Source organism: Paractinoplanes lichenicola (assembly GCF_016785085.1).
GTDB lineage: Bacteria > Actinomycetota > Actinomycetes > Mycobacteriales > Micromonosporaceae > Actinoplanes > Actinoplanes lichenicola.
In genome coordinates this window covers 435,723-458,535 of record NZ_JAENHO010000002.1, presented here as the reverse complement: position 1 = coordinate 458,535, position 22,813 = coordinate 435,723, and the positions used below count along the sequence as shown (strand labels likewise).

The window sequence follows — 22,813 nt, the reverse complement described above, 5'->3', positions numbered from 1 at the left end:
CTGCGGAGTGGGGATAGAGGGCTGCGGACCGGGATCATCCGAGACGCACCCGCGGGTCGAGGAACGTGTAGGCGATGTCGACGACGAGGTTCATCACCACTAGTACCACCGAGCCGACCAGGACGCCGCCCATGAGCACGGGCAGGTCGTACTGGCCGAAGGCGCGCAGGGTGAGCTGACCCAGGCCGGGCAGGTTGAAGATGCTCTCGGTGAAGATCGCGCCGGTGAGCTGGAACGCCAGGTCGATGCCGAAGATGGTGACGACCGGGGTGAGGCCGGCGCGCAGGCCGTGCCGGTAGACCACGCGGCGCCGGCTGATGCCCTTGGAGGCGGCGGTGCGCACGAAGTCCTGGCCGAGCGCCTCGATCATGGAGGCCCGGGAGTAGCGGGTGTAGGCGGCGGCGTTCGTCAGGCCGACACAGAGCCAGGCCGCGAGCAGGCCGCTGGCCCACGTCAGGGGATTGTCGAGGAACGGGTGATAGCCCGAGTCGGGCAGGAACGTCGCGTAGAGCGCGACGAGCAGGGCGAAGACGAAGTACGGGATCGACTGCACGATCAGCGTCGAGCCGACCACCAGCTTGTCGAGCGAGGTGCCTCTGACTTGTGCCGCGATCGTGCCGGTCAGGATGCCGACGAGGAGGTAGACGACCGCGCCGCCGACGACGATCGAGACGGTGACCGGCAGGGCCGCGGCCAGCAGCTTGGTCACGGGCTGGCCGAGCGTGTACGAGTAGCCGAGGCAGGGCGCCGAGCACTCGCGGACGGTGCCGCCGGTGTTGTACTCGCGGCCGACGACGATGCCCTTCATGTAGCTGGCGATCTGGCTGACCGCGGGCTCGTCGAGATTGAGACTGTCCTCGATGTCGGCCAGCCGCTCGGGCGTGCAGCGCGGACCGCAGATGACGCCGGCCGGATCGGTGGGCGCCAGGAAGAACAACGCGAAGCTGGCCACCAGCGTCACGATCACGACGGAGATCGCGCTCAGGACGCGTTTCAGGATGTACAGCAGCACCGCTTGCTCCTCTTTCCGCACGGCGCCGGGTGGATGTCCCGGATTCTCTGATCTCGGTGTGCGGTGCCGGTCGCCCGACACGCCGAGAGGCCATTTTCACGCCCGGGGTGGTCCCGTCCGCCGGTTGAGCGGACCGGACCACCCCGGGTTTCAGCTAGTTACTGCTGCTTCAGCTCTTCAGGTACATGTTGCTGAAGTTCGGCATGCCCATCGTCGGGTCACCCGTGGTGGTGCCGACGTTGGTGCCCTGGACGACCGCCAGCTTGTCGTAGTAGGTCGGGAGCGCGATGTACTGCTCCATGATCTTCTTGTCCAGCGCGGCCCACTTCGAGGTCGACTCCTCGGCGGGGAGGTTCGCGACGTCGTTGATCTCCTTGTCGAGGGCGGCGTCGCTGAGCATGCCCCAGCTCTGCCCCTCGGCGATGCTCTGCGAGCGGAACAGCACCGGGAACCACGAGCCACCGGCGGGCCAGTCCGAGCACCAACCGGCCGGGCTCTGGCCCATGTTCACCGGGGCGTCGTAGTCGCCCTTCTTGGTCCGCAGGTCGGCGGTCGAGACGCCGATCGGCTTGACCTTGAAGCCGGCCTTGGTCAGCGCGTCGGCCTTGATCTGGCTGACCTGCTGCGCGAGCGGCTTGGTGTTGTCGTAGTAGTAGCTGAGCTCGAAGCCCACCTTGCCCGCGGCCTCCAGCATCGCCTTGGCGGCGGCCGGGTCACCGGCGCCGGTGCCGGTGAGGTCGGCGACGGGGGCGTACTTCTCGTAGCCCGGGACCGACGGCGGCATCACCGTGCTGGCCGGCTCCGCGACGTAGTCGTTGAGGCCCGAGGCCTTCCAGATCTGGTCGTTCGGGTACGCCTTGGCGACGGCCTTGCGGATCTCCAGCGGGATCTTCCGGCTGTCCAGCTGCCAGACGATCGTGCAGGGGCTCTCGCCCTGGACCAGCTGCGCCTTCTTCTCGCCGGTGATCTGCGGGATCAGCGACGCGTCGAGGACGTCGTAGTTGATCGCGTTGGCGTCCTGGCCGTTGCTGTTCAGCACCGCCTGCTGCGACTTGACCGCGTCGCCGCCCCACTGGAAGTTGAAGCCGTCCAGGTACTGGTGACGGGCGGCGTCGGTGTTCGGGTCCCAGTTGGTGTTCTTCTCGAGCACCAGCGAGGTGCCGGCCTGGTAGGTCTTGAACTTGTACGGACCCGTGGCCAGCGGCTTGTTCTTGTACTCCTGCCGGGTGTCCTTCGCCTTGGGGATCGGCGTGAACATCGGGAAGGTCATGTAGAACGGCAGGTCCTGGAACGGCGTCTTCAGGTGGATGATCAGGGTGTCGGTGCCCTGGGTCTCCACGCCGGAGTAGGTCTCGCCGTCCTTGTACGGGCCCTTGTACTTGTCGCCGTCCTTGAAGTAGCTCAGCTGGTAGGCCGGGCCGTTGACGAAGACGTCGTGGGCGAAGGACCGCTTGATCGCGTAGGCCAGGTCCTCGACCTTGACCTCGGTGCCGTCCTCGTACTTGATGCCCGGCTGCATCTTGAAGGTCCACGTCAGCTTGTCGGCCGACGGGGTGCCCAGGTCGGTGAGGTCCGGAACCAGGGTCGGCTTGCCGTCGCGGATGTCGAACTGGGTCGGCGTACGGAAGAGCAGCTTGCCGATCTGGTTCGAGTCGACGTAGTAGATGTCCGTCGGGTCGAACGTGTTCGGCGTGGTCTGCGCCTGCACGGTGAGCACGCCACCCGGGCGCGCGCCCTCGATCTCCTTGGCCGGGCCCTTGGCGTTGGGGTCGGTCGCGTTGGACTGCGTCGAGATCTTGCCCGAGTCGGTGTCGCCACCGCTCGAGTCGTTGTTCGACGAAGGACTGCTGCAGCCAGCCAGGCCGAGCGCCAGGGCGGCGGTGGCCGCCACGGCAACGTTAAATCGCCTTGCCATTTCTCCTCTTCTCATACGGGGCGTCACCACGTCACCGTCGGGTGCGGGGATCGAATGCGTCACGAATCGAGTCGCCGAGCAGGCTCAGCGAGAGCACCAGGATCGTGATGGCCAGAACCGGGATCCACAGGTAAAGCGGGTCGGCCCGGTAGTAGTTCTGGGCTGCGGCGATCGTCAGGCCCCAGGACGGCGTCGGCTCCGTGAGGCCGACGCCGAGGAAGGTGAGGCCCGCCTCGACGACGATGTAGCTCGGTAGAGCCATCGAGACCGAGATGACGATGGGTGCCACCAGGTTCGGCAGCAGCTCCTTGAAGAGGATCTTGCGGGTCGGCACGCCGAGCACCTTGGCCGCGGAGATGAACTCTCGCTCGCGCAGGGAGAGGACCTCGCCGCGGATCAGTCGCGCGAGGCTGGCCCAGCCGAAGAAGGAGAGCACAATGATCAGGGAGAAGAAGCGCGCGTTGGCGACGTCCTGCGCGGCGGCGTTCTCGGCGGTGCCGACGAAGAGGGTCAGCAGCACGGCCGGCACGGCGATCGCGAAGAGCAGGTAGGGCAGGCTCAGCACGAAGTCGATGACCCAGGAGACGATCCGGTCGAGCCAGCCGCCCACGAAGCCGGCCAGCAGGCCGATGGTGACACCGATGATCGTGGTCAGGATCGTCACCGTGCCCGCGACGATCAGGGACGGCCGCGCGCCGTAGACGAAGCGGGCGAACAGGTCGCGGCCCAGGCGCGGCTCGACGCCGAACCAGTGCTCGCCGTTCGGCGGGATCGTCGGATACCCGTACTGGTCGATCAGATCCTGGTGCAGGGTCGTCGGGTCCTGCCCCTCGAGCTTGGCCAGCAGCGGCGCGAAGATCGCGATCAGCACGAAGAACGCGAAGATGCTCGCGCAGATCACCGCGACCTTGTCCTTGCGCAGCCGCGCGAGGGCGATCTGCGTCGGCGACTTACGCCGGGTGTCGACCTTCTTCTCGGGGTCGACGGCCGGGCTCGCCATGGCATCGGTCGGGGAGCCGGCCCGGGCAAGCTCGGCTTCCTCGATCAGCGGTTCCACGCGTCGGTCACCTCCATCGGACGACACACCTCACATGCGTCGTGCGTGAGAGGTATTCGGATGCTGCGCTGGGAAAGGTAGCCCGGAACTGGCTCGTAGGAAATGAGTTGACGCATCGAATGAATAACAGCCCGCTGAAAGCGTTGGACGCTCAACCTCACAACGAGTCCCACTGCGGTAGGGCGCGAAGCGCCACTCTCGCGGATAAATCACCCGTAACGACGATCATCTTTGCCCCTGTTGTCCGATATGGAAAGCCAGAGGGCAATCGTACTGTTGCGCAAAGTTATCGAAGTCGCGTACACGACACAGCAGGCCGCTGTTTCGTTCCCGTTTCGCGGCGGGGTCGATCTTGGCGAACGACCGCCGTGGTTTCCTCCGGTGCATGTGCCCAGGTAGCGCAAGATCTTCGGTTGTCACGTCACTCCGGGGCCGTATCGACGGCCATCCCGCGTTCCGGGACGCGGTTCGACGGTGATCTCCCCGCCCTCGGCGTGTCGCCGGGACTACGCCGCGTAGGGCCGGGAAAGGGCGCCATAGGAAGACGGCCGCCATTTCGATAACGAATGACCCCTCCATTCGGCGCTATATAAGACTTCGAAGCGCGTCTTCCCGCATGGGCCCGACTCATCGACAACGAGCTACCTCCGGGCGACGCGCAGCGACCTCGCGCGAGCCCGTGGCAGCGTCCGCCACCCCCCGCGTTCGCTGCGGCGACACCCCGTGAACGGGTGGCCGCAAGCCGCGATCAACGAGGCGACGCAGAGTGATCGTCAGGGGCGCGGGGCCAGGGCCGCGAGGATCTCGCCGGCCCGCTCCCGGGCCACCGCGGGGTCGGCGTCGGGCGCCCCGATCAGCGGGTCCCAGTTGAGGTCGTAGAACAGCTCCGTGACGCCCGCCTCGGCGTAGCGGTCGGCGCCAGCCCGGATCTGATCCCAGTCCCCGGACAGCGGGACGGCGTCGTCGCGCAGGCCGGGACGCACGACCGCGCGCACGACGATCCGTACGGCGTCGGGGTCGCGGCCCGCCTCCTCGGCCGCCCGCCGCACGACCTGGGCGCCCCGGGAGATGTCGTCGAAGCCGAGCCGGCTGCTGCTGACCCAGCCCGCCGCGAGCCGCCCGGCCCGGCGCAGGGCGACGTCGGCAGTGCCCCCGAGCAGCACCGGCGGGCCGCCCGGCTGCACGGGTCGCGGGGCCGCCGTGCTCCGCGGCACGCGATAGTGCTGGCCGTCGAACGACGCCACCGGGTCGTTCCACAATGTCCGCAGCACCTCGAGATACTCCCGCAGGCGCGGGCCCCGCGGGTTCGGGTCGGAGCCGGTGGCCTCGAACTCGGGCTGCGACCAGCCGGTGCCCAGGCCGAGGTCGAATCGGCCGCCGGAGAGCACGTCGAGCGTGGCCGCCTGCTTGGCCAGGTACGCCGGGGCCACGTACGGGATGTTGATCACCGCCACGCCCAGCCGGATCGTGCTGGTGCGGGCGGCGGCCCAGGTCAGCGCGAGCAGCGGGTCGAGCACGCTGTGATAGACCGGCAGCATCGGCTGGTCGACGCCGACCAGCAGCCGCTGGAACGACCAGAGGCCGTGATAACCGAGCCGCTCGGCCCGCTCGGCGAACTCGCCCAGCGTCGCCGGCCCGGCCCACGCCCCCGCCACCGGGGCACCCGTACTGATCAGCATGCCCGGAGCCTAGCCGGACGACCTTTCCAGCTCGGCGCTCAACTCCTGGCCCAGCTCGGCCAGGCGGGCGTCCGGGGCCGCGGCCAGCACGGCGGCGATGAAGGCGCCGTAGGCCGCGCCCAGCGCGCCCAGGTCGCCGTCCTGCAGCAACAGCATGTAGGTGGCCTCGGCGACCCGGCGGAAGTCGGCCGGGGTCTCGGCCGGCGGTCCCGGCGGCCCGGGCGGGTCGGGCGTCTCGGCCGGCTCCTCGGCCGCCGCCGGGGTCTCGGGCCCGGCCAGCTCGGCCCGCAGCCGCAGGCTGGCGCTGAGCAGCCCGACCGGCGAGCCCTCGAACAGCGACGCCGGCTCGTAGTCGCGAGCCACCAAGCCGGCCCCCCGCGCGACCATCTCGTCGGGGTCGAGGTCGACGCGGATGCGGGCCGCGCCCCAGCCGAAATAGCCGGCCAGCCGGTCGCGGATGGCCGGGATCCGGGTCGAGCCGCCCGCCAGCACCACCTCGTCGATGTCGCCCCAGCCCACGCCGTGCGCCGCCCGGGCCGCCGCGATCGCCTCGGTCAGCAGGTCGAGCGAGCGCTGCACGTCCGGCTCGATCATCGCCTCGAACGCGCGGCGGCTCAGCGGCACGCTGGCGCTGACCGTGGCCGTGAGCACCGGCAGCTCGAGCGTGGTGGTGTCGGTGATCGACAGTTCACGCTTGCGGATCTCGGCCTCCCACCGGATCCGCTGCCGGATGGCCGGGTCCAGGCTCAGGTCGACGTGGTGCCGCTCGCGGATCTGCCGCAGGGCGTAGGCGACGATCAGCTCGTCGAAGTCGTCGCCGCCGAGCCGCTGGTCGCCCGACGTGCCCAGCACGTCGACCGTGCCGTCGGCCACCCGCACGACCGAGGCGTCGAACGTGCCGCCGCCCAGGTCGTAGATCGCGTACGTGCCGGGGCGGGCCCCCACGCCGAGCGCCATCGCGGCCGCCACCGGATCCTCGACCAGCCGCCGCACGTTGAGCTGGGCCAGCCCGGCCGCCTCGCGCAGCGCCCGCCGCTGGGCCTCCCCGGCCGCGGCCGACACGGTGATCACGGCGTCGTGGATGGCCTCGCCGACGAACGCCTCGGCCTGCCGCTTGAGCTCGATCAGCAGGAACGCGCAGATCTCGCGGGGCTGATACGCCCGGCCGCGGAAGCGCACGTTCTCGCCGGTGCCGAGCCGCCGCTTGATGCCGGCGATCACGTTCTCCGCGTCCTCGGCGGGCGGCGCGCCCGCGATCACCTGGCCCGACCTGTCCTGCCGGACCGCGGCGGGCATGGTGGCCGCGCCGGTCGGGCCGCGGACCATCAGCAGCTGGGCGCCGTCCCAGACCGAGACCGCACACGAGCTGGTGCCGAGGTCGATCCCGACCACACGATGGAAAAACGGGTACGCGTCGGGATGCTCGGTCAAGGCCGCCCCCTGGACCAGCAGTTGCACGGTATATCTGGTCGCCAAATTAACATTCGTCGCCGACCCGACAGAACTGACAGCGATCGATCCGTCGGACATCCGACTGATGCTGGACAAAACATGGCAGGGTGCACGGCATGGCTGTGGTGCTTGTCGACCTGACCCAGGAGGAGCTCGTCCAGCGACGGCCGTCCATGATCGCGCTCTTCGCCGACGCCATGGTCCAGAACTACGGCGTCGGCCCGGCCGAGGCGTACGCGGAGGCCGTGCGGCAGACCGACGAGCTGCTCCCGGCGGGCGTGCACACCGCGGGCCAGCTGCTGCGCAAGGGCATGGACGGCGACGACGAGGTCGGCTTCCTGTGGATCTCGCTGCCCGGGATCCCGTACGCCACCATGGCCTGGATCGCCGAGGTCTCGGTGCGCGAGGACAGGCGCAACCGCGGCTACGGCAGCGCGATGCTGCGAGCCGGCCAGGCCGACCTGCTCGAGCGCGGCGTGCACCGGGTCGGCCTGCACGTGTTCGGCGTCAACACCGGCGCCCGGCGGCTCTATCGCCGGCTCGGCTATCGCATGCTGGCCCAGCTGCGCACCCGGCCCGTCACCGCCCGGACGGCGCCGGTCGGCCTCGTGCCGATGAGCCGGCCCGAATACGAGGCCCGGCTGGCCGAGGTGCTCGAGCGCGACCCGGTCGCGCTGACCCGCGACCCGCTCGCCCCGCCCACCCGCGCCGCCGAGGTGGCCCAGGTGCTGGCGCCGCAGGGGGTGGACAGCCCCGGCGTCCATCTGCGCCACGCGGTCAGCGGCGGCCGCCCGGTCGGCTGGATCTGGTTCTCGCTGCCCGGCCCGCACCGCCCCGGCACCGGCGCGGTCCACTACCTGACGATCGACGAACCGTTCCGCGGCCGCGGTCTGGGCCGGGCCCTGCTCGAGGCGGCCGAGGCCGAGTACGCCCGCCACGACGTGCCCCGGATGGGTCTCTGGGTCGCCGCGCCCGGCCCCGAGCGGTTCGCCGACGCGCTCGGCCTCGACGTCTCCTCCGAGCAGCTGGTCAAGGACCTGTAGCTCAGCCCTCGACCCCGGTGGCCTCGTGCGCCGAGCCGACCGGCTTGGACTGCGACGACCCGCGCTGCCGGAGGAAGATGGCCAGGATCGCCATCGACGCCACGGCCAGCAGCTCCGACTGCCAGTTCTGCAGGGTCCGGTTCCAGAAGTCCGCGCCGAGCACGTACTGCCCCCACGAGACCGGGTCCTGGCGCTCGCTGAGCTGCTCCTCGTTGAAGGCGGCGACCCCGGCCACCGACTGCGCGAGCCACGAACCCAGGAAGATCAAGCCCATCACGAGGCCCAGCGAGTTGGCGAACACCGACGTGCGCCACCCACCCACGCGGGCCCACTCGGGCGACTTCTCATCGGCGTACGGGCCGATCTTCTGCTCCTCGTCGGTCTCGCGGCCGGGCTTGTGCAGCGACTTCGACTCGGGCGAGCCCCTCTGCAGCAGCCACACCGTCAGCACGATGAACAGGAAGAACTGCAGATACTCGGACTGCCAGTTCTCGGCCACGTCGACGCCGAAGCTGGCCGAGGTCACGTAGCGCCAGAACGCGACGTCGGGCAGCCCGGAGGCGCGCTGGGCCTCGTTGAAGACCGCCAGGCCCGCGTACGCCTGCCCGACCAGCACGATCAGGAACAGCAGCCCGAACACCAGGCCGATGGAGTTCTCGCGCACGAATCGTCTCACCGGTGCAGCACCCCCAGCGCCGTGAAGTAGACGAGACCGGCCGCGACCACGAGCAGCAGCACGACGAACATCGAGCGCATCTCAGTCCCCCTCGACGGAGCAGTCGTACGGGCGGCTCGCCTGCGGGGTGCACCCGGCCGCGACCACGCGCCAGCCACCCGGGAACGCGCCCAGGAAGACCGTGTCGTCGTCCAGCTTGACCTGGGCCCACTGCCCGTAGACCGAGGTCTCGACCACGGTTCCCGGGCGGGGCAGGCTCTTCTCGAGGATCGCCTGCGGGCACGGCTCGTCCTCGGCCACCGTCCGCAGCGTCGCCGGGGCCAGCAGGGCACACGCCGCCTCGCCGTCGCCCGCGTCGACCACTGCAAGCAGCCGTACGGCAATGCCGGAGGCCGCCTCGGCCTGTTCACCGACCGTGGCGCAACCGGCCGCGGCGCCCAGCAAGGCCACGCTGACCAGCAAACTTCGGAATTTCACGGGGCGCCGCATGCCCGGATTTTGAGCGCCTATGCGGCTGCGCGCTCCGCATCTCCGAGGGCGTGCTCAGCCCAGCCGATGCGCTGGGCCGCCAGATACTGAGCGCCTATGCGGCTGCGCGCTCCGCATCTCCGAGGGCGTGCTCGGCCCAGCCGATGCGCTGGTCCGAGAGGTCGGCCTTGCGGGCCTGATCGACGGCCTCGCGCAGCAGCCGCAGGGCCTCGGCCAGGTTGCCCGCGGCCAGCTCGGCCTCGCCCAGCGCGAGCGTGCCGGTGGCCACCCGCCGCGGGTCGCCGTAGCGCTCGCGCAGCACCTGGGACATGCGCAGGTGCCGCAGGCCGCGCTCGACGTCGCCGGAGACGAAGACGTGGAAGAAGCCGATGTGCCGGTGCACCTCGGAGCGCACCATCTCGTCGGCGTAGCTCTCGGCCAGCGCCAGCGCCTCGGTGTAATAGGGCATCGCGGTCGTCCAGTCGCCCCGCAGCACCTGGTGCACCAGGCCCAGGCCGAACAGCGACTCGGCGGCGCCGGCCGGGTCGCCCACCTCGCGCTGGATGCGCAGCGCCGCGGTGAACAGCTGCTCCTCGGTGGCCCAGTCGGCCCGGGCCAGGTCGCCGCCGATCGCCGCGAAGTGCGCCAGCATGCCCAGCCGGGTCAGGGCGGCCGCCTCCTCGACGCGGCTCTGCTCGTCGCAGGCCCGGCGGCGCGCCCCCTCCAGCAGCTGCCACGCGGAAAGGAAGTCGCCGGTGCGGTACGCCGCCTCGAGCATCGCCTCGTTTCCGGCGGCCAGCAGCGCCCCGGCGGTCGACTCGCTCCCCATGGACGCTACGTTAGCCACCAATCACAACGCGCGCAGTGCCTCATCGATGGGGGTCGAGCCGCCGAACAGCTCGAAGGTCACTCCGATAGTCGATGGCGTCGTCAGGCAGGCCGCGATCACCGCCGCCACGTCGTCGCGGGTCACCGAGGCCCGGCCGCCCAGCTCCCGCGAGACGGTGACCAGGCCGGTGCCGGGCTCGTCGGTCAGGCCGCCCGGCCGCACGATCGTCCAGTCGAGGCCGGCGCGGGCCGTGACGTACGCGTCGGCCTCGCCCTTGGCCTCCAGATAGGCGCGCATGGCCTCGCCGCCCGCCGCGGGATCCTGAGCGCCGATCGACGACACCATCACATAGCGGCGGACACCCTCCTCGACGGCCGCGTCGGCCAGCTTGATCGCACCACCGAGGTCGACGGTCCGCTTGCGCGCGGGGCCGCTGCCCGGGCCGGCCCCGGCCGCGAAGACCACGGCGTCGGCGCCCTTGACGTACGGGGCAAGCGACTCGTCGTTCTCGAGGTCGCCGATCACCGGCACGGCCCCGACGGCCTGCAGGTCGGCGGCGTGGGCGGGCTTGCGGATCAGGCCGCGGGCGGTGTGGCCCTCGGCGGCGAGCAGCTTGAGCAGACGAAGAGCGACCTGACCGTGGCCGCCGGCGACAAGAATGTCCATGCCCCCGAGACTAAGGCCTGTTTCATGACTGGGACGGGGCTGCGGCAGGGCCCAGATCCCGCCTGGCGGCGTCCCGCGAAAGCCCGGTTCCAACACCGGGAGCCGGGCTTCCACGGGCCACCACCAGACGAAATCTGGACCCGGCCTCGCTGCCGCCCCAGTCATGAAACAGGCCTAAGCCGACTCCCGGATGACCAAGGTCGGCTGGAACGTGACCGAGCGCGGCAACCGCCCCGGCGACGCGATGTGGGCCATCAGCACCTCGGCCATCTCGGCCGCCATCTCCTCGACCGGCTGACGCACGGTGGTCAGCAGCGGCCGGCAGTCGAGCGCGGCGCTGCTGTCGTCGAAGCCGACCACGGCGATGTCGTCCGGCACCCGGCGGCCCAGATCCTGCACCGCGCGCAGGGCGCCCTCGGCCATCAGGTCGTTCGCCACGAAGAGCCCGTCGATCCGCGGATGCTGCGCGAGCAGCCGCCGCGCCGCGGTCTCGCCGCCGGCCCGGGTGAAGTCGCCCTCCACCGCCGGCACCTCCCGGCCCGCCAGATGCGCCCGGAAGCCCTCCAGCCGGTCGAGGCCGCTCGGGATGTCGAGCGGGCCGCTGATCGTGGCCAGCCGGGTGCGGCCCAGCGACAGCAGCCGGTCGGCCGCCAGCCGGGCGCCCAGCCGCTGGTCGACGTCGACGTAGCTGACCGCGATGGGCGAGGTGGGCCGGGCCGACACCACGGCCGGGATGCCCAGTTCGTGCACCTGGCGGGGCAGCGTGTCCTGCTCGTGGCTGCTGATCAGCAGCACGCCGTCGACGTGCCCCTGGCGCAGATAGCGGATGACCTGGTGGTGGTCGGTGGAGTCGGTCGGGATGACCACCAGGTGCACGTCGTGCGGGCGCAGCGCCCCGGTCGCGCCCGCCGTGATCCGCCCGAAGTACGGATCCGTGAAGATCCGGTTGAGGAACGAGTTGTTGTCGGGGCGGTCGGGCTCGCTGATCACCAGCGCGACCGAGTCGGAGCGGCGGGTCACCAGGCTGCGGGCGGCGACGTTGGGCACGTAACCGGTCTCGGCGATCGCCCGCTGCACCATCTCACGGATCTTGGAATCCACGCTCGGGGCGCCGTTGATCACGCGAGAGACGGTCGCGCGCGACACCCCGGCCGCCTCCGCGACCTGATCCATCGTCGGGTGTTGCCCACCACGCGCGGGCCGGGTTGTCATGCGGTCCGTTATAGCAGCGCTGTGGTTCTCCTGGTGACGGGTGCCGCCGCCGTCCGTTGCTCCGCCGGCGACACCCGTGGTCATCAGGGACGTCCGTCCGTGCCGCACTTGATGATCGGACGGATGCAGTCGTTCACCCGCCGGGCCAGCTCGTCGACCGGCCAGGCGTTGAAGAAGTCGCCGTGCATCGTGTAACCCGGCCCCGAGGCCAGCCGGAAGTTCGCCGGGTTGCCGTTGACCGGATACCGCATGACCTGCCGCAGCTTCGGCACGACGACCGGGTGGCTGGCCGGGCAGGCGTTGTTCACCGGGTACGCCATGTGGCTCTTGTGATCCGGCGAGTCCAGGTTGACGCCGTCCCAGCAGTGCGGGAAGTCGAGGTACGACTCCAGCATCGTGCCCGGCGGACAGGTGACGAAGTCGTGCGACGAGCCCGCGTCACCCGCGTGCAGGCACGACCAGCGCGAGATCGTGTTGTCGTTCGGCCCGGTCGCCTTGGCGTTGCCGGCCACGATCCGCAGGCCGAGCGGGAACGGCTGGGTCTGCGCGATCAGGTCGTCGCGCACCCCCTCACCCAGGTAGTAGAAGATGCCGGTGGTCGGCTCGACCGGGGTGTTGCCGTTGTAGAAGGTCGGAATCCAGTACGACGACTTGTCGATCGACGGGTTGCAGTTCGAGTTCGCGTTGAGCAGGTCCTGGGTGGTGCTGTACGCGTTCGTCACGGTGCTGCCGAAGAAGCTGTGCATGTGCGACGCGCCCGGCAGCCCCGGGAAGATGATCGGGTCGTCCGGCAGCCGGTGGCTGAACGGGCAGTCGGCCAGGAACTCGGCCACCCGCACGGCCCCGGGCGGGATCGTCGGCGTGGTGCCGCCGCCCCCGCTGCCGTACACCTGGAACTCCGTCAGCGAGACACCCCACTGCGTGGCCCGTACGGTGGTCTCGAGCCGGACGTAACGCCCGGTGCCGGTGACCGTCAGCGCCTGCCGGCCGCCCGTGCCGTTGGTGGTGTTGTAGACAGTCGTCCACGAGGAGCCGTTGGCCGACGTCTTGAGGCTGAAGCTACGGGCGTACGCGGCCTCCCAGTTCAGCACGACCGACGAGATGGTCGCGCTCGCGCCCAGGTCGACCTGCAGCCACTGGGGGTCGCTGAAGGCGCTCGACCAGCGGGTGCCGAGGTTGCCGTCGACCGCGTTGGACGCCGGGAAGGCGGCCGACTCGGACGAGCTGGCGGTGGCGGTCTTGCCTTGCGAGATGAGGGTGTCGGCGGCGCTCGCCTTGGTCGCGACGACCAGCAGGGACGAGACGAGCAGGGCCGCGGCGAATATGACCTTCTTACGCATGATGCCGTCCTTGGGGGAAGGCCGGGGGCTCGCACCCCCGGCCGGACGATCACTGGTAGACGCGCACGTAGTCGACGAGCATGCGGGACGGGAACGGGGTGCTGGCGTCGATCGGGCCGGGGAAGTCGCCGCCGACTGCCAGGTTGAGGATCAGGTAGAACTTGTGGTCGAAGATCCAGGGACCGCGGGTGTTCTCCACGGTGGCCTTGTCGGCGTTGAAGACCTGCCGGCCGTCCAGGAAGAACCGGATGCCCTTGCTGTCCCACTCGGCCGCGTACACGTGGAAGTCCTGCGAGAGGTCCACCCCGGCCGCGTTCTTCTGGCCGTATCCGCCGCCGCCGTTGTAGGCCGGGGCGTGCAGCGTGGTGTACATCTCGCTGGTGTTGCGGCCCAGGACCTCCATGATGTCGATCTCGCCGTTGTAGGGCCACGGGCGTCCACTCAGGAAGTCCTCGCCCATCATCCAGAACGCCGGCCACAGGCCGTTGCCCTTCGGCACCTTGATCCGGGCCTCGAACCGGCCGTACTGGGCGCTGAACTTGCTGCCCGTGTTCATCCGGCCCGACGTGTACTGCCGGCCCTGATAATCCTGCCGGCGGGCCTCGATGACCAGGTTGCCCTGCCCGTCGGTCTGCGCGTTCTCGCTGTTCGGCGTGTAGTACTGGATCTCGCCGTTCTGCGGGACGCCCGGGTCGTACGTCCACTTGGCCGTGCTCGGCTTCGTGCCGGCGCCCTCGTTGAAGTTGTCCTCGAAGACCAGGCGGGTGGCCGGGAACGTTGGGTCGGCGGGCTGGGCCGGCGGGTTCACCGGGGCGCCACCGGTGCCGTAGACGCTGAACTCCCACAGCGAGTAGCCATATGTACTACTACGGACCGTGCCGTACATCCGCACGTACCGGCCGGTACCGGTCGCGTTGATGACGTCCTTGAGCCCGTCACCGTTGGTCGTGCTGTAGATCGGCGTCCAGTTCGCGTTGTCGTTGGACACCTGGATCTGATAGCTCTTCCCGTACGCCGGGTCCCACTGCAGCACCACCTGCGAGATGGTGGCCGTGGCGCCCAGGTCGACCGAGATCCAGCCCGGGTCGACCCAGCCGTTGGTCGAGCTGGTCGCCCAGCGGCTGGCCGGGTCGTTGTCGAACGCCTTGTCCGGGCTGCACGGGTTGCAGTTGACGTCGTTCTGCCAGGTGGAGGCGGCCGCGGGCTTGTTGTAGGAGAGCAGCCGGGTGCCACCGGTCGGCGGGGTGGTCGGGGGCGTCGTCGGCGGGGTGGTCGGGCCGCCCGAGAAGACCTGGAACTCCCAGAACGAGTAGCCGTAGATCGGCAGTGCGCGCTCGGTCAGGTTGATCCGCACGTACCGGGCGGTGCCGGTGACCGCGATGCTCTGCTGCCCACCGGCGCCGGTCGTGGTGGCGTACGCCTGGGTGTAGCTGGTGCCGTTGGTCGAGAACTGGATATTGAAGGCCTTGGCGTAGGCCCCCTCCCAGTTGATGGCGATCCGGCTGACCGCCGTGGCCGCGCCGAGGTCGACCTGCCACCACTGGCTGGCCGAGAACGAGCTGGCCCAGCGGGTGCCGGCGTTGCCGTCGACGGCCTCGCCGGGCTGGTAGGCGCCGGCCACTTCGGTCGAGCTGGCGGTGGCCGGCTTGCCCTGCGAGACGACCACTTCGGCGGCCTGCGCGGTCTGCGTGGTGACGACGAAGAAGGCGGCGATCAGCCCGACGAGGGCCGCGCCGAGCGTGAGAATCCGGGCCGGGGACAGCCTGCTGCGAGGCGTCCCGAGCCCGTCCAGGACCGGGGATGTCATGGAGGACTCCTGCTTTTCGGGGATGTGTCCGAGCGGTTTCCACCTGGGGACCGGCTTGTGAAAGCGCTCTTTGTGACGTCACTCTGAACCGGGGTCTCCGCCCCTGTCAATGCCTGGTAAACGACTCGGGAAGCGCTTTCTCAACATTCCCGCAGGTGAACAGCAAAACGCCCCCGACGGTTCCGGAACCGTCGGGGGCGTCGAAAAGCCGGGTCAGTTGTCCTCGAGGTCGCCCTCGGTCTCCAGGTAGAGCTGCTGCAGCGCGTTCAACGTCTCGGGGTCAGGCGACTCCCAGAGTTTGCGCTCGGCCGCCTCCAGCAGGCGTTCGGTGACGCTGTGCAGGGCCCACGGGTTGGACTGCTGGAAGAACTTCTGGTTCTCCGGGTCCAGGGCGTACGTGGTGGCCAGCTGCTCGTACATGTAGTCGGTGACCACGCCGGCCGTGGCGTCGAAACCGAACAGGTAGTCGACGGTCGCGGCCAGCTCGAAGGCTCCCTTGTAGCCGTGCCGGCGCATCGCGGCGATCCAGCGCGGGTTGACGACCCGGGCCCGGAAGATCCGCGCGGTCTCCTCGGTCAGGCTGCGGGTGCGGGTGGCGTCCGGGTTGGTCGAGTCGCCCACGTACGCCGCGGGGGCCTTGCCGGTCAGCGCGCGCACCGTGGCGATCATGCCGCCGTGATACTGGAAGTAGTCGTCGGAGTCGGCGATGTCGTGCTCGCGGGTGTCGATGTTCTTGGCCGCCACGTCGATCCGCTTGTACGCGTTCTCCATGTCGGGCCGGGCGGGCACACCGTCCAGATCACGGCCGTACGCGAAACCGCCCCACACGGCGTACACCTCGGCCAGATCCTTGTCGGTGCGCCAGTTCCGGCTGTCGATCAAAGGCAGAATCCCGGCCCCGTACGCCCCCGGCCGCGACCCGAAGATGCGCGTGGTGGCCCGCCGCCAGTCGCCGTGGTCGTCCCGGTCGGCCAGGGCGTGCGCGCGGACGAAGTTGTCCGGCTCGTCGAGCTCGGCGACCATCCGGAAGGCGTCGTCCATCATGGCCACGACGTGCGGGAACGCGTCGCGGAAGAAGCCCGAGATGCGCACGGTGACGTCGATCCGGGGGCGGCCCAGCTCCTCGCGGGCGATCGGCTCGAGGCCGGTGACGCGGCGCGAGGCGGGGTCCCAGATCGGGCGTACGCCGATCAGCGCGAGAATCTCGGCGATGTCGTCGCCGGCCGTGCGCATGGCGCTGGTGCCCCAGGCCGAGAGCCCGACCGAGCGGGGCCAGTCGCCGTAGTCCGTCTTGTAACGCGTAAGCAGCGACTCGGCCATGGCCTGACCGGTCTCCCAGGCCAGCGCGCTCGGGATCGCCTTGGGGTCGACGGAATAGAAGTTGCGGCCGGTCGGCAAGACGTTGATCAGGCCCCGCAGCGGGGAGCCGCTGGGGCCGGCCGGCACGTAGCCACCGTCGAGCGCGTGCAACAGATTGCTCAGCTCGTCGGTGGTGCGCTCGAGCCGCGGCACAACCTCGGTGGCCGCGAACGCAAGCACGTCCCGAACCCGCCCAACGTCCGCAACACCCGCGCCCGCCGCGCCCGCCCCGCCCGCAGCCGTCGCACCCGCCCCGCCGGCAGCTTTCGCACCCCTCATTCCCGACATTTCAGAAATGTCGGGAAGTGGAGGGGTGGAGGAGGGGGTGGAGTCAAGGAAGGGCTCGGCGATGACTTCGATGGCCGCCGGATCCGTCGGCCATCCGTTCTCCTCCATCGCGATCACCAAGCCGCGCGCGATCGATTCGACGCGGTCGGTCTCCACGGTCGACGCGTCCTCGGCCAGGCCCAGCGCCTCGCGCAGCCCCGGCAGCGCCGCCACCTGGCCCGCCCACATCTGCCGGGCCCGCAGCATTGCCAGCACCAGGTTGACCCGGGCCTCCCCCGCCGGCGCCGCGCCCAGCACGTGCAGCCCGTCGCGGATCTGCACGTCCTTGACCTCGCACAGCCACCCGTCGACGTGCAGGATGAACTCGTCGAACTCCTCGTCGCCGGGGCGGCTCTCCATGCCCAGGTCGTGGTCCATCCGGGCGGCCTGGATCAGCGTCCAGATCTGGGCCCGGATCGCGGGCAGCTTGGCCGGGTCGAGCGCGGCGATGTTCGCGTGCTCGTCGAGCAGCTGCTCCAGGCGGGCGATATCCCCGTACGACTCGGCCCGGGCCATCGGCGGGATCAGGTGATCGACCAGGGTCGCGTGCGCCCGCCGCTTGGCCTGGGTGCCCTCGCCGGGGTCGTTGACCAGGAACGGATAGATCAGCGGGAGGTCGCCCAGGGCCGCGTCCGTGCCGTCCGAGGCCGACATGCCCACGTTCTTGCCCGGCAGCCACTCCAGGTTGCCGTGCTTGCCGACGTGCACGACCGCGTGCGCGCCGAAATCGTCGGCCAGCCACCGGTACGCAGCCAGATAGTGATGCGACGGCGGCAGATCGGGGTCGTGATAGATCGCCACCGGGTTGGCGCCGAACCCGCGCGGCGGCTGCACCATGACCACGACGTTCTCGTCGCGCAGGGCGGCCAGCACGATGTCGCCCTTGTCGGTGTAGAGCTCGCCCGGCGGCGGCCCCCAGTGCTGCTCGACCGACTCGCGCAGGTCGCCGGGCAGGGTCGCGAACCACGTCGCGTACGCGGAACCGGAGATTCTGACCTTGTTCTCGCTGAGCTGTTCCTCGGTGAGCCAGTCGGGATCCTGCCCGCCCGCCGCGATCAGGGCGTGGATGAGGCCGTCACCGTCGTATTCGGAGAAGGAACCGACCTGGTAGCCCCGCCCGCGCATCGCCTCGATCAGCGCGACGGTCGAGGCCGGGGTGTCGAGCCCGACCGCGTTGCCGATCCGCGAATGCTTGGTCGGATAGGCCGACAACATCAGCACGATGCGGCGCTCGGCCGGCGGGACGTGCCGCAGCCGGGCGTGCGCGACCGCGATGCCCGCCACCCGCGCCGCCCGCTCCTCGTCGGCGACGTAGACCGACAGCCCGTCCGGGTCGATCTCCTTGAACGAGAACGGCACCGTGATGATCCGCCCGTCGAACTCGGGGATCGCCACCTGCGTCGCCGCGTCGAGCGGGGACAGGCCGTCGTCGCTCGCCTCCCAGGCCGCGCGGCTGCTGGTCAGGCACAGCCCCTGCAGGATCGGCACGTCGAGGTCGGCCAGCACCCCGACGTCCCAGGCCTCGTCGTCACCGCCGGCGCTCGCGGTCGCGGGTCGCGTTCCCCCCGCGGCGAGCACGGTCACCACGAGCGCATCCGCCTTGCGCAGCTCGGTCAAGAGCTCTTCCGACGCCGTACGGAGGGAAGAAGTGAACAAAGGCAACGGCCGGCCGCCCTTGGCCTCGACCGCGCGGCACAGGGCCTCGACGAACGCCGTGTTGCCGGCCATGTGGTGAGCGCGGTAATAGAGCACCGCCACGGTCGGCCCGGTCGCCGTCGTCTCGCGGGGCAGCGGCCCCCAGTCGGGCGCGGCCTGCGGCGGCGCGAAGCCGTGCCCGGTCAGCAGCACCGTGTCGGAGAGGAAGTTGTGCGCCGCGGTCAGGTTGTCCGACCCGCCCTGGGCCAGATAGAGATGCGCCTCGGCGGCCACCCCGGCCGGCACCGTCGACAGCTTCATCAGGTCGGCGTCCGGCGCCTGCTCGCCGCCCAGCACCACCACCGGCACGGGCCCCGCGAGCAGCGCGTCGAGCCCCTCCTCCCAGGCGCGGCGCCCGCCGAGGATCCGCACGACGACCAGCGTCACGTCCTCGAGCAGGGCGGGCAGATCTTCCACACCCGTACGGGCCGGGTTGGCCAGCCGCCACGGCGAGCCGCTGGCACGGGCGCTGAGCAGGTCGGTGTCGGAGGTCGACAGCAGCAGGAACACGCAAAGCTCCCCTCGGGGTCCGCGCCCCGGGTAGTAGAGATCACGGCGACCGGAGTTCCTGGCTCCCAGATCGTTGCCGGCCTGGTGACAGTGGCGGGACCGCGCCGGACTCACACCGGCTTCCTCCGCGGCGTCGCCGCTCGTGACCTCCCACCCTTCCCGGCCCCGATACTCGCCGTCAAGGAGGGTGCCGCTGTGTGACGATCCCGACCCGAGGATGCGCCCCGGTCGGGGGTCGAACGTAGGATCCGGGCCGTGCCTGCCCGTAACTCCGACGTCGACGCGTGCCCCGGCGCCCTGCGCCTGCACCAGGCCGCCGACGGCCCGCTGGCCCGCGTGCGGCTCCCCGGCGGCCTGCTCACGGGCACCCAGCTGACCTCCCTGGCCACGCTGGCAGCAGAATTCGGCGACGGCCACCTGGAGCTCACGTCCCGGGCCAACCTGCAGCTCAGAGCCCTGACCAACGCCGACCCCACGGCCCTCGCGACCCGCCTGTCGGCCGCCGGCTTGCTGCCGTCCGAGACCCACGAGACCGTACGCAACATCGCCGCCCCACCCCTGGCCGACGCCACCCTCCGCACCTTGGTCGCCGCCCTCGACGAGTCGCTGTGCGCCGATCCGGCCCTGGCCGCCCTCCCCGGCCGCTTCCTCTTCGCCCTCGGCCAGGTCCCCCTCTTCCCCGACCTGTCGGCGATCCCCACCAACGACTCGTTCACAATTCTGTTCGCCGGCCACGACTTCGGCCTCCACGTCCCGGCCGACGCCGTGGTCCCCACCCTGCTGACGGCCGCCAACGCGTTCCTGGCCCTCCGCGCCGAGACCGCCCGGCCCGCGTGGCGCCTGCACGAGCTGCCCGACGGCCCAGCCCTGGTCGCCGCGCGGACGGCATCGGCCCTAGGTCTCGCCGCAGCCACACTTGTCCGCACCGCGACCGGCGACGAGGCCCCAACCGTCGTCGGAGTCGTGCCGCAGGTCGACGGGCTCATCGCGGTGGGGGCGCTGGTGCCGCTGGGGCGGCTCGGCGGGGAGGCGTTGCGGCTGCTCGCGACTGCGCGGCGGCTCGTGGTGACGCCCTGGCGTGGGGTGGTTGTGCCCGATCTGACGGCCGAGGCGGCGCGGCGGTGGGCGCGGGCGCTCGATGAGGTGGGGCTTCCGGTGGAGCCGACCACGCGGTGGGCCGGGGTGACCGCCTGTGCCGGGCGACCCGGGTGTGCCAAATCCCTGGCCGACGTGCGGGCCGATGCCGATAGCACGAGCACGTATTCCGACGGTCTGCCTGTGCACTGGATCGGCTGCCCCCGCGGGTGTGGGAGCCCGTCCGGGGCACATGTGCGGGTCGAGGCCACCCCGGCCGGTTACGCCGTGACCCGGCAACCGGACGGGGAGACGTTCACCGGCGACACGGCCCACGCCGTCGCCGCCGCGAGGAGGAACTGATGGAGTACGAGAGGGACGGCGCCGAGATCTATCGGCGTTCCTTCGCCACGATCCGGGCCGAAGCCGACCTGAGCGGGCTGCCCGCCGAGGTGGCGCAGGTCGCGGTTCGCATGATCCACGCCTGCGGCATGGTCGACCTGGTGCGCGACATCGGGTATTCGCCGCAGGTGGCCGTCGTCGCGCGCAAGGCGTTGCTGGCGGGCGCCCCGATTCTGTGCGACGCCGAGATGGTCGCCTCCGGCATCACCCGCAAGCGCCTGCCGGCCGCCAACGAGGTCGTCTGCACGCTGCGCGACCCGTCGGTGCCCGCCCTCGCCGAGAGCCTGGGCACCACCCGCAGCGCCGCCGCGCTCGACCTGTGGGGCGACCGGCTGGCGGGCTCGGTCGTCGCGATCGGCAACGCCCCGACGGCCCTGTTCCGGCTGCTCGAGATGATCGCCGCCGGGGCCCCGCGACCGGCCGCGATCCTCGGCATCCCGGTCGGCTTCATCGGCGCCGCCGAGTCCAAGGACGCGCTGGCCGCCACCGACCTCGAGCACCTGATCGTCCGCGGCCGCCGGGGTGGCAGCGCCATCACGGCCGCCGCCGTCAACGCCCTGGCTTCGGAGGCGGAGTGACCGGCAAGCTCTATGGGGTCGGCGTCGGCCCCGGCGACCCCGAGCTGATCACGCTGAAGGCGGCCCGCCTGATCGAGTCGGCCGCCGTCGTGGCCTATCACGCGGCCCGCCACGGCCGCAGCAACGCGCGCGCGATCGCGGCCGGCCTGCTCCGTGAGGGGCAGATCGAGGAGCCGCTGATCTACCCGGTCACGACCGAGACCACCGACCACCCGGGCGGCTACCAGGGCGCGATCGACGAGTTCTACGCCGAGGCCGCCGACCGCCTGGCCGCGCATCTCGACGCCGGCCGTGACGTGGTGGTGCTGGCCGAGGGCGACCCGTTCTTCTACGGCTCCTACATGCACATGCACAAACGCCTGGCCCACCGGTACGACACCGAGGTCGTCCCCGGCGTCACGTCGGTCAGCGCCGCCTCGGCCGTGCTGGGCCGCCCGCTGATGGAGCGCGACGAGATCCTGACCGTGCTTCCCGGCACTCTGCCCCCGGCCGAGCTCGCAGCCCGTCTGGCGGCGACCGATTCCGCAGCCGTTATGAAACTCGGGCGCACCTTCGACGGCGTACGGGAGGCTTTGACGAAGGCCGGTCGCCTCGACGACGCCTGGTACGTCGAGCGGGCCACCACCGACCGTGAACGTCATGCCCGCCTGGACGAGGTCGACCCCGACTCCGTCCCGTACTTCTCGCTCGCGCTGCTGCCCAGCCCGGCAGCGACCGCGTTCGTGGAGGGAGAGGGAGAAGGCGCCGCCGAGAAGGCCGAGAAGGCCGAGACGGTAGTAGGGGAAGGCAGCGCGGCCGAGGGTGCGGGCACGGAGCAGGACGGGCGGCGCGGCAGCGTCACTGTCGTCGGGCTGGGGCCGGGGGATCCGATGTGGCTCACCGCCGAGGCGCGCGGGGTGCTGGCCGCGGCGGACGATCTGATCGGGTATCAGCCCTATCTCGACCGCGTCGGAACCGGGAAGCACCAGCGTAAGCACCCGTCCGACAACCGGGTCGAGGCCGAGCGGGCCGCGTTCGCGCTCGATCTGGCCAAGCGGGGGCGGAATGTGGCCGTCGTGTCGTCGGGTGATCCGGGGGTGTTCGCCATGGCGGCGGCCGTGCTCGAGGTCAGCGAGGACCCGCAGTGGAAGGCCGTCCCGGTGCGGGTCGTGCCGGGGCTGACCGCCGCGCAGGCCGTGGCAAGCCGGGCCGGCGCCCCGCTCGGGCACGACTTCTGCATCATGTCGCTCTCCGACCGGCTCAAGCCGTGGTCGGTCATCGCCGACCGGCTCGCCTCCGCGGCAAGGGCCGACTTCGTGATCGCGATCTACAACCCGGCCTCCAAGTCGCGCCGCGAGCAACTGGTCAACGCCCGGGCCCTGCTGCTCGAGCACCGTGACCCGGCCACCCCGGTGGTGGTCGGCCGCGACGTCGGCGGCCCGCAGGAATCCGTACGGGTCACCACGCTGGGCGAGCTCGACCCGGCCTCGATCGACATGCGCTGCCTGTTGATCATCGGTAGCTCGCAGACCCGGGCCGTCCCCCGCGGCGACGGCAGCACCTCGGTTTACACCCCCAGGACATATCCCACCGCTCAATAAAAGCCGTATAACACCGCCGCCGCCGGGCCCGACCAGGGTGCCCGGCCGCTGCAGCCTGTCCGCAACCCGTAGCAACGCCAATGCAATTCGCAAACCCAGCTACGGCAAAACCATCCGACCGATAGAGGTGGC

Annotated in this window: 17 protein-coding genes and 1 riboswitch; of the genes, 4 read left to right on the top strand and 13 right to left on the bottom strand. The window is 70.8% G+C overall.

Annotation, left to right across the window (positions count from 1 at the left end):
* Window positions 1-34 precede the first annotated feature (34 nt).
* The 5 genes from JKJ07_RS06645 to JKJ07_RS06625 all read right to left on the bottom strand — a co-directional run bounded on the left by JKJ07_RS06645 (window position 35) and on the right by JKJ07_RS06625 (window position 7,139).
* The gene (locus JKJ07_RS06645; RefSeq protein ID WP_307834148.1) at window positions 35-1,012 is read right to left on the bottom strand and encodes an ABC transporter permease; all 978 of its coding nucleotides are present in this window, start codon (window positions 1,010-1,012) and stop codon (window positions 35-37) included.
* Window positions 1,013-1,181: 169 nt separating this feature from the next.
* Window positions 1,182-2,927 (bottom strand): ABC transporter substrate-binding protein, encoded by a 1,746-nt coding sequence (locus JKJ07_RS06640; RefSeq protein ID WP_202990335.1) that lies wholly within the window; start codon window positions 2,925-2,927, stop codon window positions 1,182-1,184.
* Between the two features lie 31 nt (window positions 2,928-2,958).
* Entirely contained in the window at window positions 2,959-3,984 is a 1,026-nt protein-coding gene (locus JKJ07_RS06635; RefSeq protein ID WP_202990334.1) for an ABC transporter permease, read from the bottom strand.
* Between the two features lie 773 nt (window positions 3,985-4,757).
* Window positions 4,758-5,663 carry a TIGR03619 family F420-dependent LLM class oxidoreductase gene (locus JKJ07_RS06630; protein WP_202990333.1) on the bottom strand — a complete coding sequence of 302 codons (906 nt, stop codon included), beginning with the start codon at window positions 5,661-5,663 and terminating at the stop codon, window positions 4,758-4,760.
* 9 nt (window positions 5,664-5,672) lie between these two features.
* Window positions 5,673-7,139, bottom strand: a complete 1,467-nt coding sequence (locus JKJ07_RS06625; protein ID WP_202990332.1) for an Hsp70 family protein — start codon at window positions 7,137-7,139, stop codon at window positions 5,673-5,675.
* Between the two features lie 92 nt (window positions 7,140-7,231).
* Here JKJ07_RS06625 and JKJ07_RS06620 point away from each other — a divergent pair, with 92 nt between their 5' ends.
* Window positions 7,232-8,158: a GNAT family N-acetyltransferase gene (locus JKJ07_RS06620; protein WP_202990331.1), complete on the top strand. Its 927-nt coding sequence runs from the start codon at window positions 7,232-7,234 to the stop codon at window positions 8,156-8,158.
* 1 nt (window position 8,159) lies between these two features.
* Here JKJ07_RS06620 and JKJ07_RS06615 read toward each other — a convergent pair whose 3' ends face one another.
* The 8 genes from JKJ07_RS06615 to cobN all read right to left on the bottom strand — a co-directional run bounded on the left by JKJ07_RS06615 (window position 8,160) and on the right by cobN (window position 19,047).
* Entirely contained in the window at window positions 8,160-8,834 is a 675-nt protein-coding gene (locus JKJ07_RS06615) for a DUF6766 family protein (RefSeq protein WP_202990330.1), read from the bottom strand.
* An 81-nt stretch (window positions 8,835-8,915) separates the two neighbouring features.
* Entirely contained in the window at window positions 8,916-9,323 is a 408-nt protein-coding gene (locus JKJ07_RS06610) for a hypothetical protein (protein ID WP_202990329.1), read from the bottom strand.
* A 94-nt stretch (window positions 9,324-9,417) separates the two neighbouring features.
* Complete coding sequence (locus JKJ07_RS06605; RefSeq protein ID WP_202990328.1) at window positions 9,418-10,131, bottom strand: tetratricopeptide repeat protein; 714 nt, start codon at window positions 10,129-10,131, stop codon at window positions 9,418-9,420.
* A 21-nt stretch (window positions 10,132-10,152) separates the two neighbouring features.
* Window positions 10,153-10,797, bottom strand: coding sequence for an SDR family oxidoreductase (locus JKJ07_RS06600; protein WP_202990327.1), 645 nt, complete (start codon window positions 10,795-10,797; stop codon window positions 10,153-10,155).
* Between the two features lie 174 nt (window positions 10,798-10,971).
* Window positions 10,972-12,009 (bottom strand): LacI family DNA-binding transcriptional regulator, encoded by a 1,038-nt coding sequence (locus tag JKJ07_RS06595; protein WP_236028451.1) that lies wholly within the window; start codon window positions 12,007-12,009, stop codon window positions 10,972-10,974.
* A gap of 83 nt (window positions 12,010-12,092) precedes the next feature.
* Window positions 12,093-13,349, bottom strand: a complete 1,257-nt coding sequence (locus JKJ07_RS06590) for a DUF1996 domain-containing protein (RefSeq protein ID WP_236028450.1) — start codon at window positions 13,347-13,349, stop codon at window positions 12,093-12,095.
* A 49-nt stretch (window positions 13,350-13,398) separates the two neighbouring features.
* A complete protein-coding gene (locus tag JKJ07_RS06585; RefSeq protein ID WP_202990326.1) occupies window positions 13,399-15,156 on the bottom strand; it encodes a galactose-binding domain-containing protein in 1,758 nt (585 codons plus the stop codon).
* 213 nt (window positions 15,157-15,369) lie between these two features.
* Entirely contained in the window at window positions 15,370-19,047 is a 3,678-nt protein-coding gene (gene cobN, locus JKJ07_RS06580; RefSeq protein WP_202990325.1) for a cobaltochelatase subunit CobN, read from the bottom strand.
* 52 nt (window positions 19,048-19,099) lie between these two features.
* A riboswitch (cobalamin riboswitch) is annotated at window positions 19,100-19,173 on the bottom strand.
* 129 nt (window positions 19,174-19,302) lie between these two features.
* Here cobN and JKJ07_RS06575 point away from each other — a divergent pair.
* From JKJ07_RS06575 to JKJ07_RS06565, 3 genes are read left to right on the top strand one after another with little or no spacing between them, the layout of a single operon-like run.
* The gene (locus JKJ07_RS06575; RefSeq protein ID WP_307834147.1) at window positions 19,303-20,484 is read left to right on the top strand and encodes a ferredoxin-like domain-containing protein; all 1,182 of its coding nucleotides are present in this window, start codon (window positions 19,303-19,305) and stop codon (window positions 20,482-20,484) included.
* The gene (locus JKJ07_RS06570) at window positions 20,484-21,101 is read left to right on the top strand and encodes a precorrin-8X methylmutase (RefSeq protein ID WP_236028449.1); all 618 of its coding nucleotides are present in this window, start codon (window positions 20,484-20,486) and stop codon (window positions 21,099-21,101) included. Before JKJ07_RS06575 ends, JKJ07_RS06570 begins: the two co-directional genes overlap by 1 nt.
* The gene (locus tag JKJ07_RS06565; RefSeq protein WP_202990324.1) at window positions 21,098-22,681 is read left to right on the top strand and encodes a precorrin-2 C(20)-methyltransferase; all 1,584 of its coding nucleotides are present in this window, start codon (window positions 21,098-21,100) and stop codon (window positions 22,679-22,681) included. Before JKJ07_RS06570 ends, JKJ07_RS06565 begins: the two co-directional genes overlap by 4 nt.
* Window positions 22,682-22,813 lie beyond the last annotated feature (132 nt).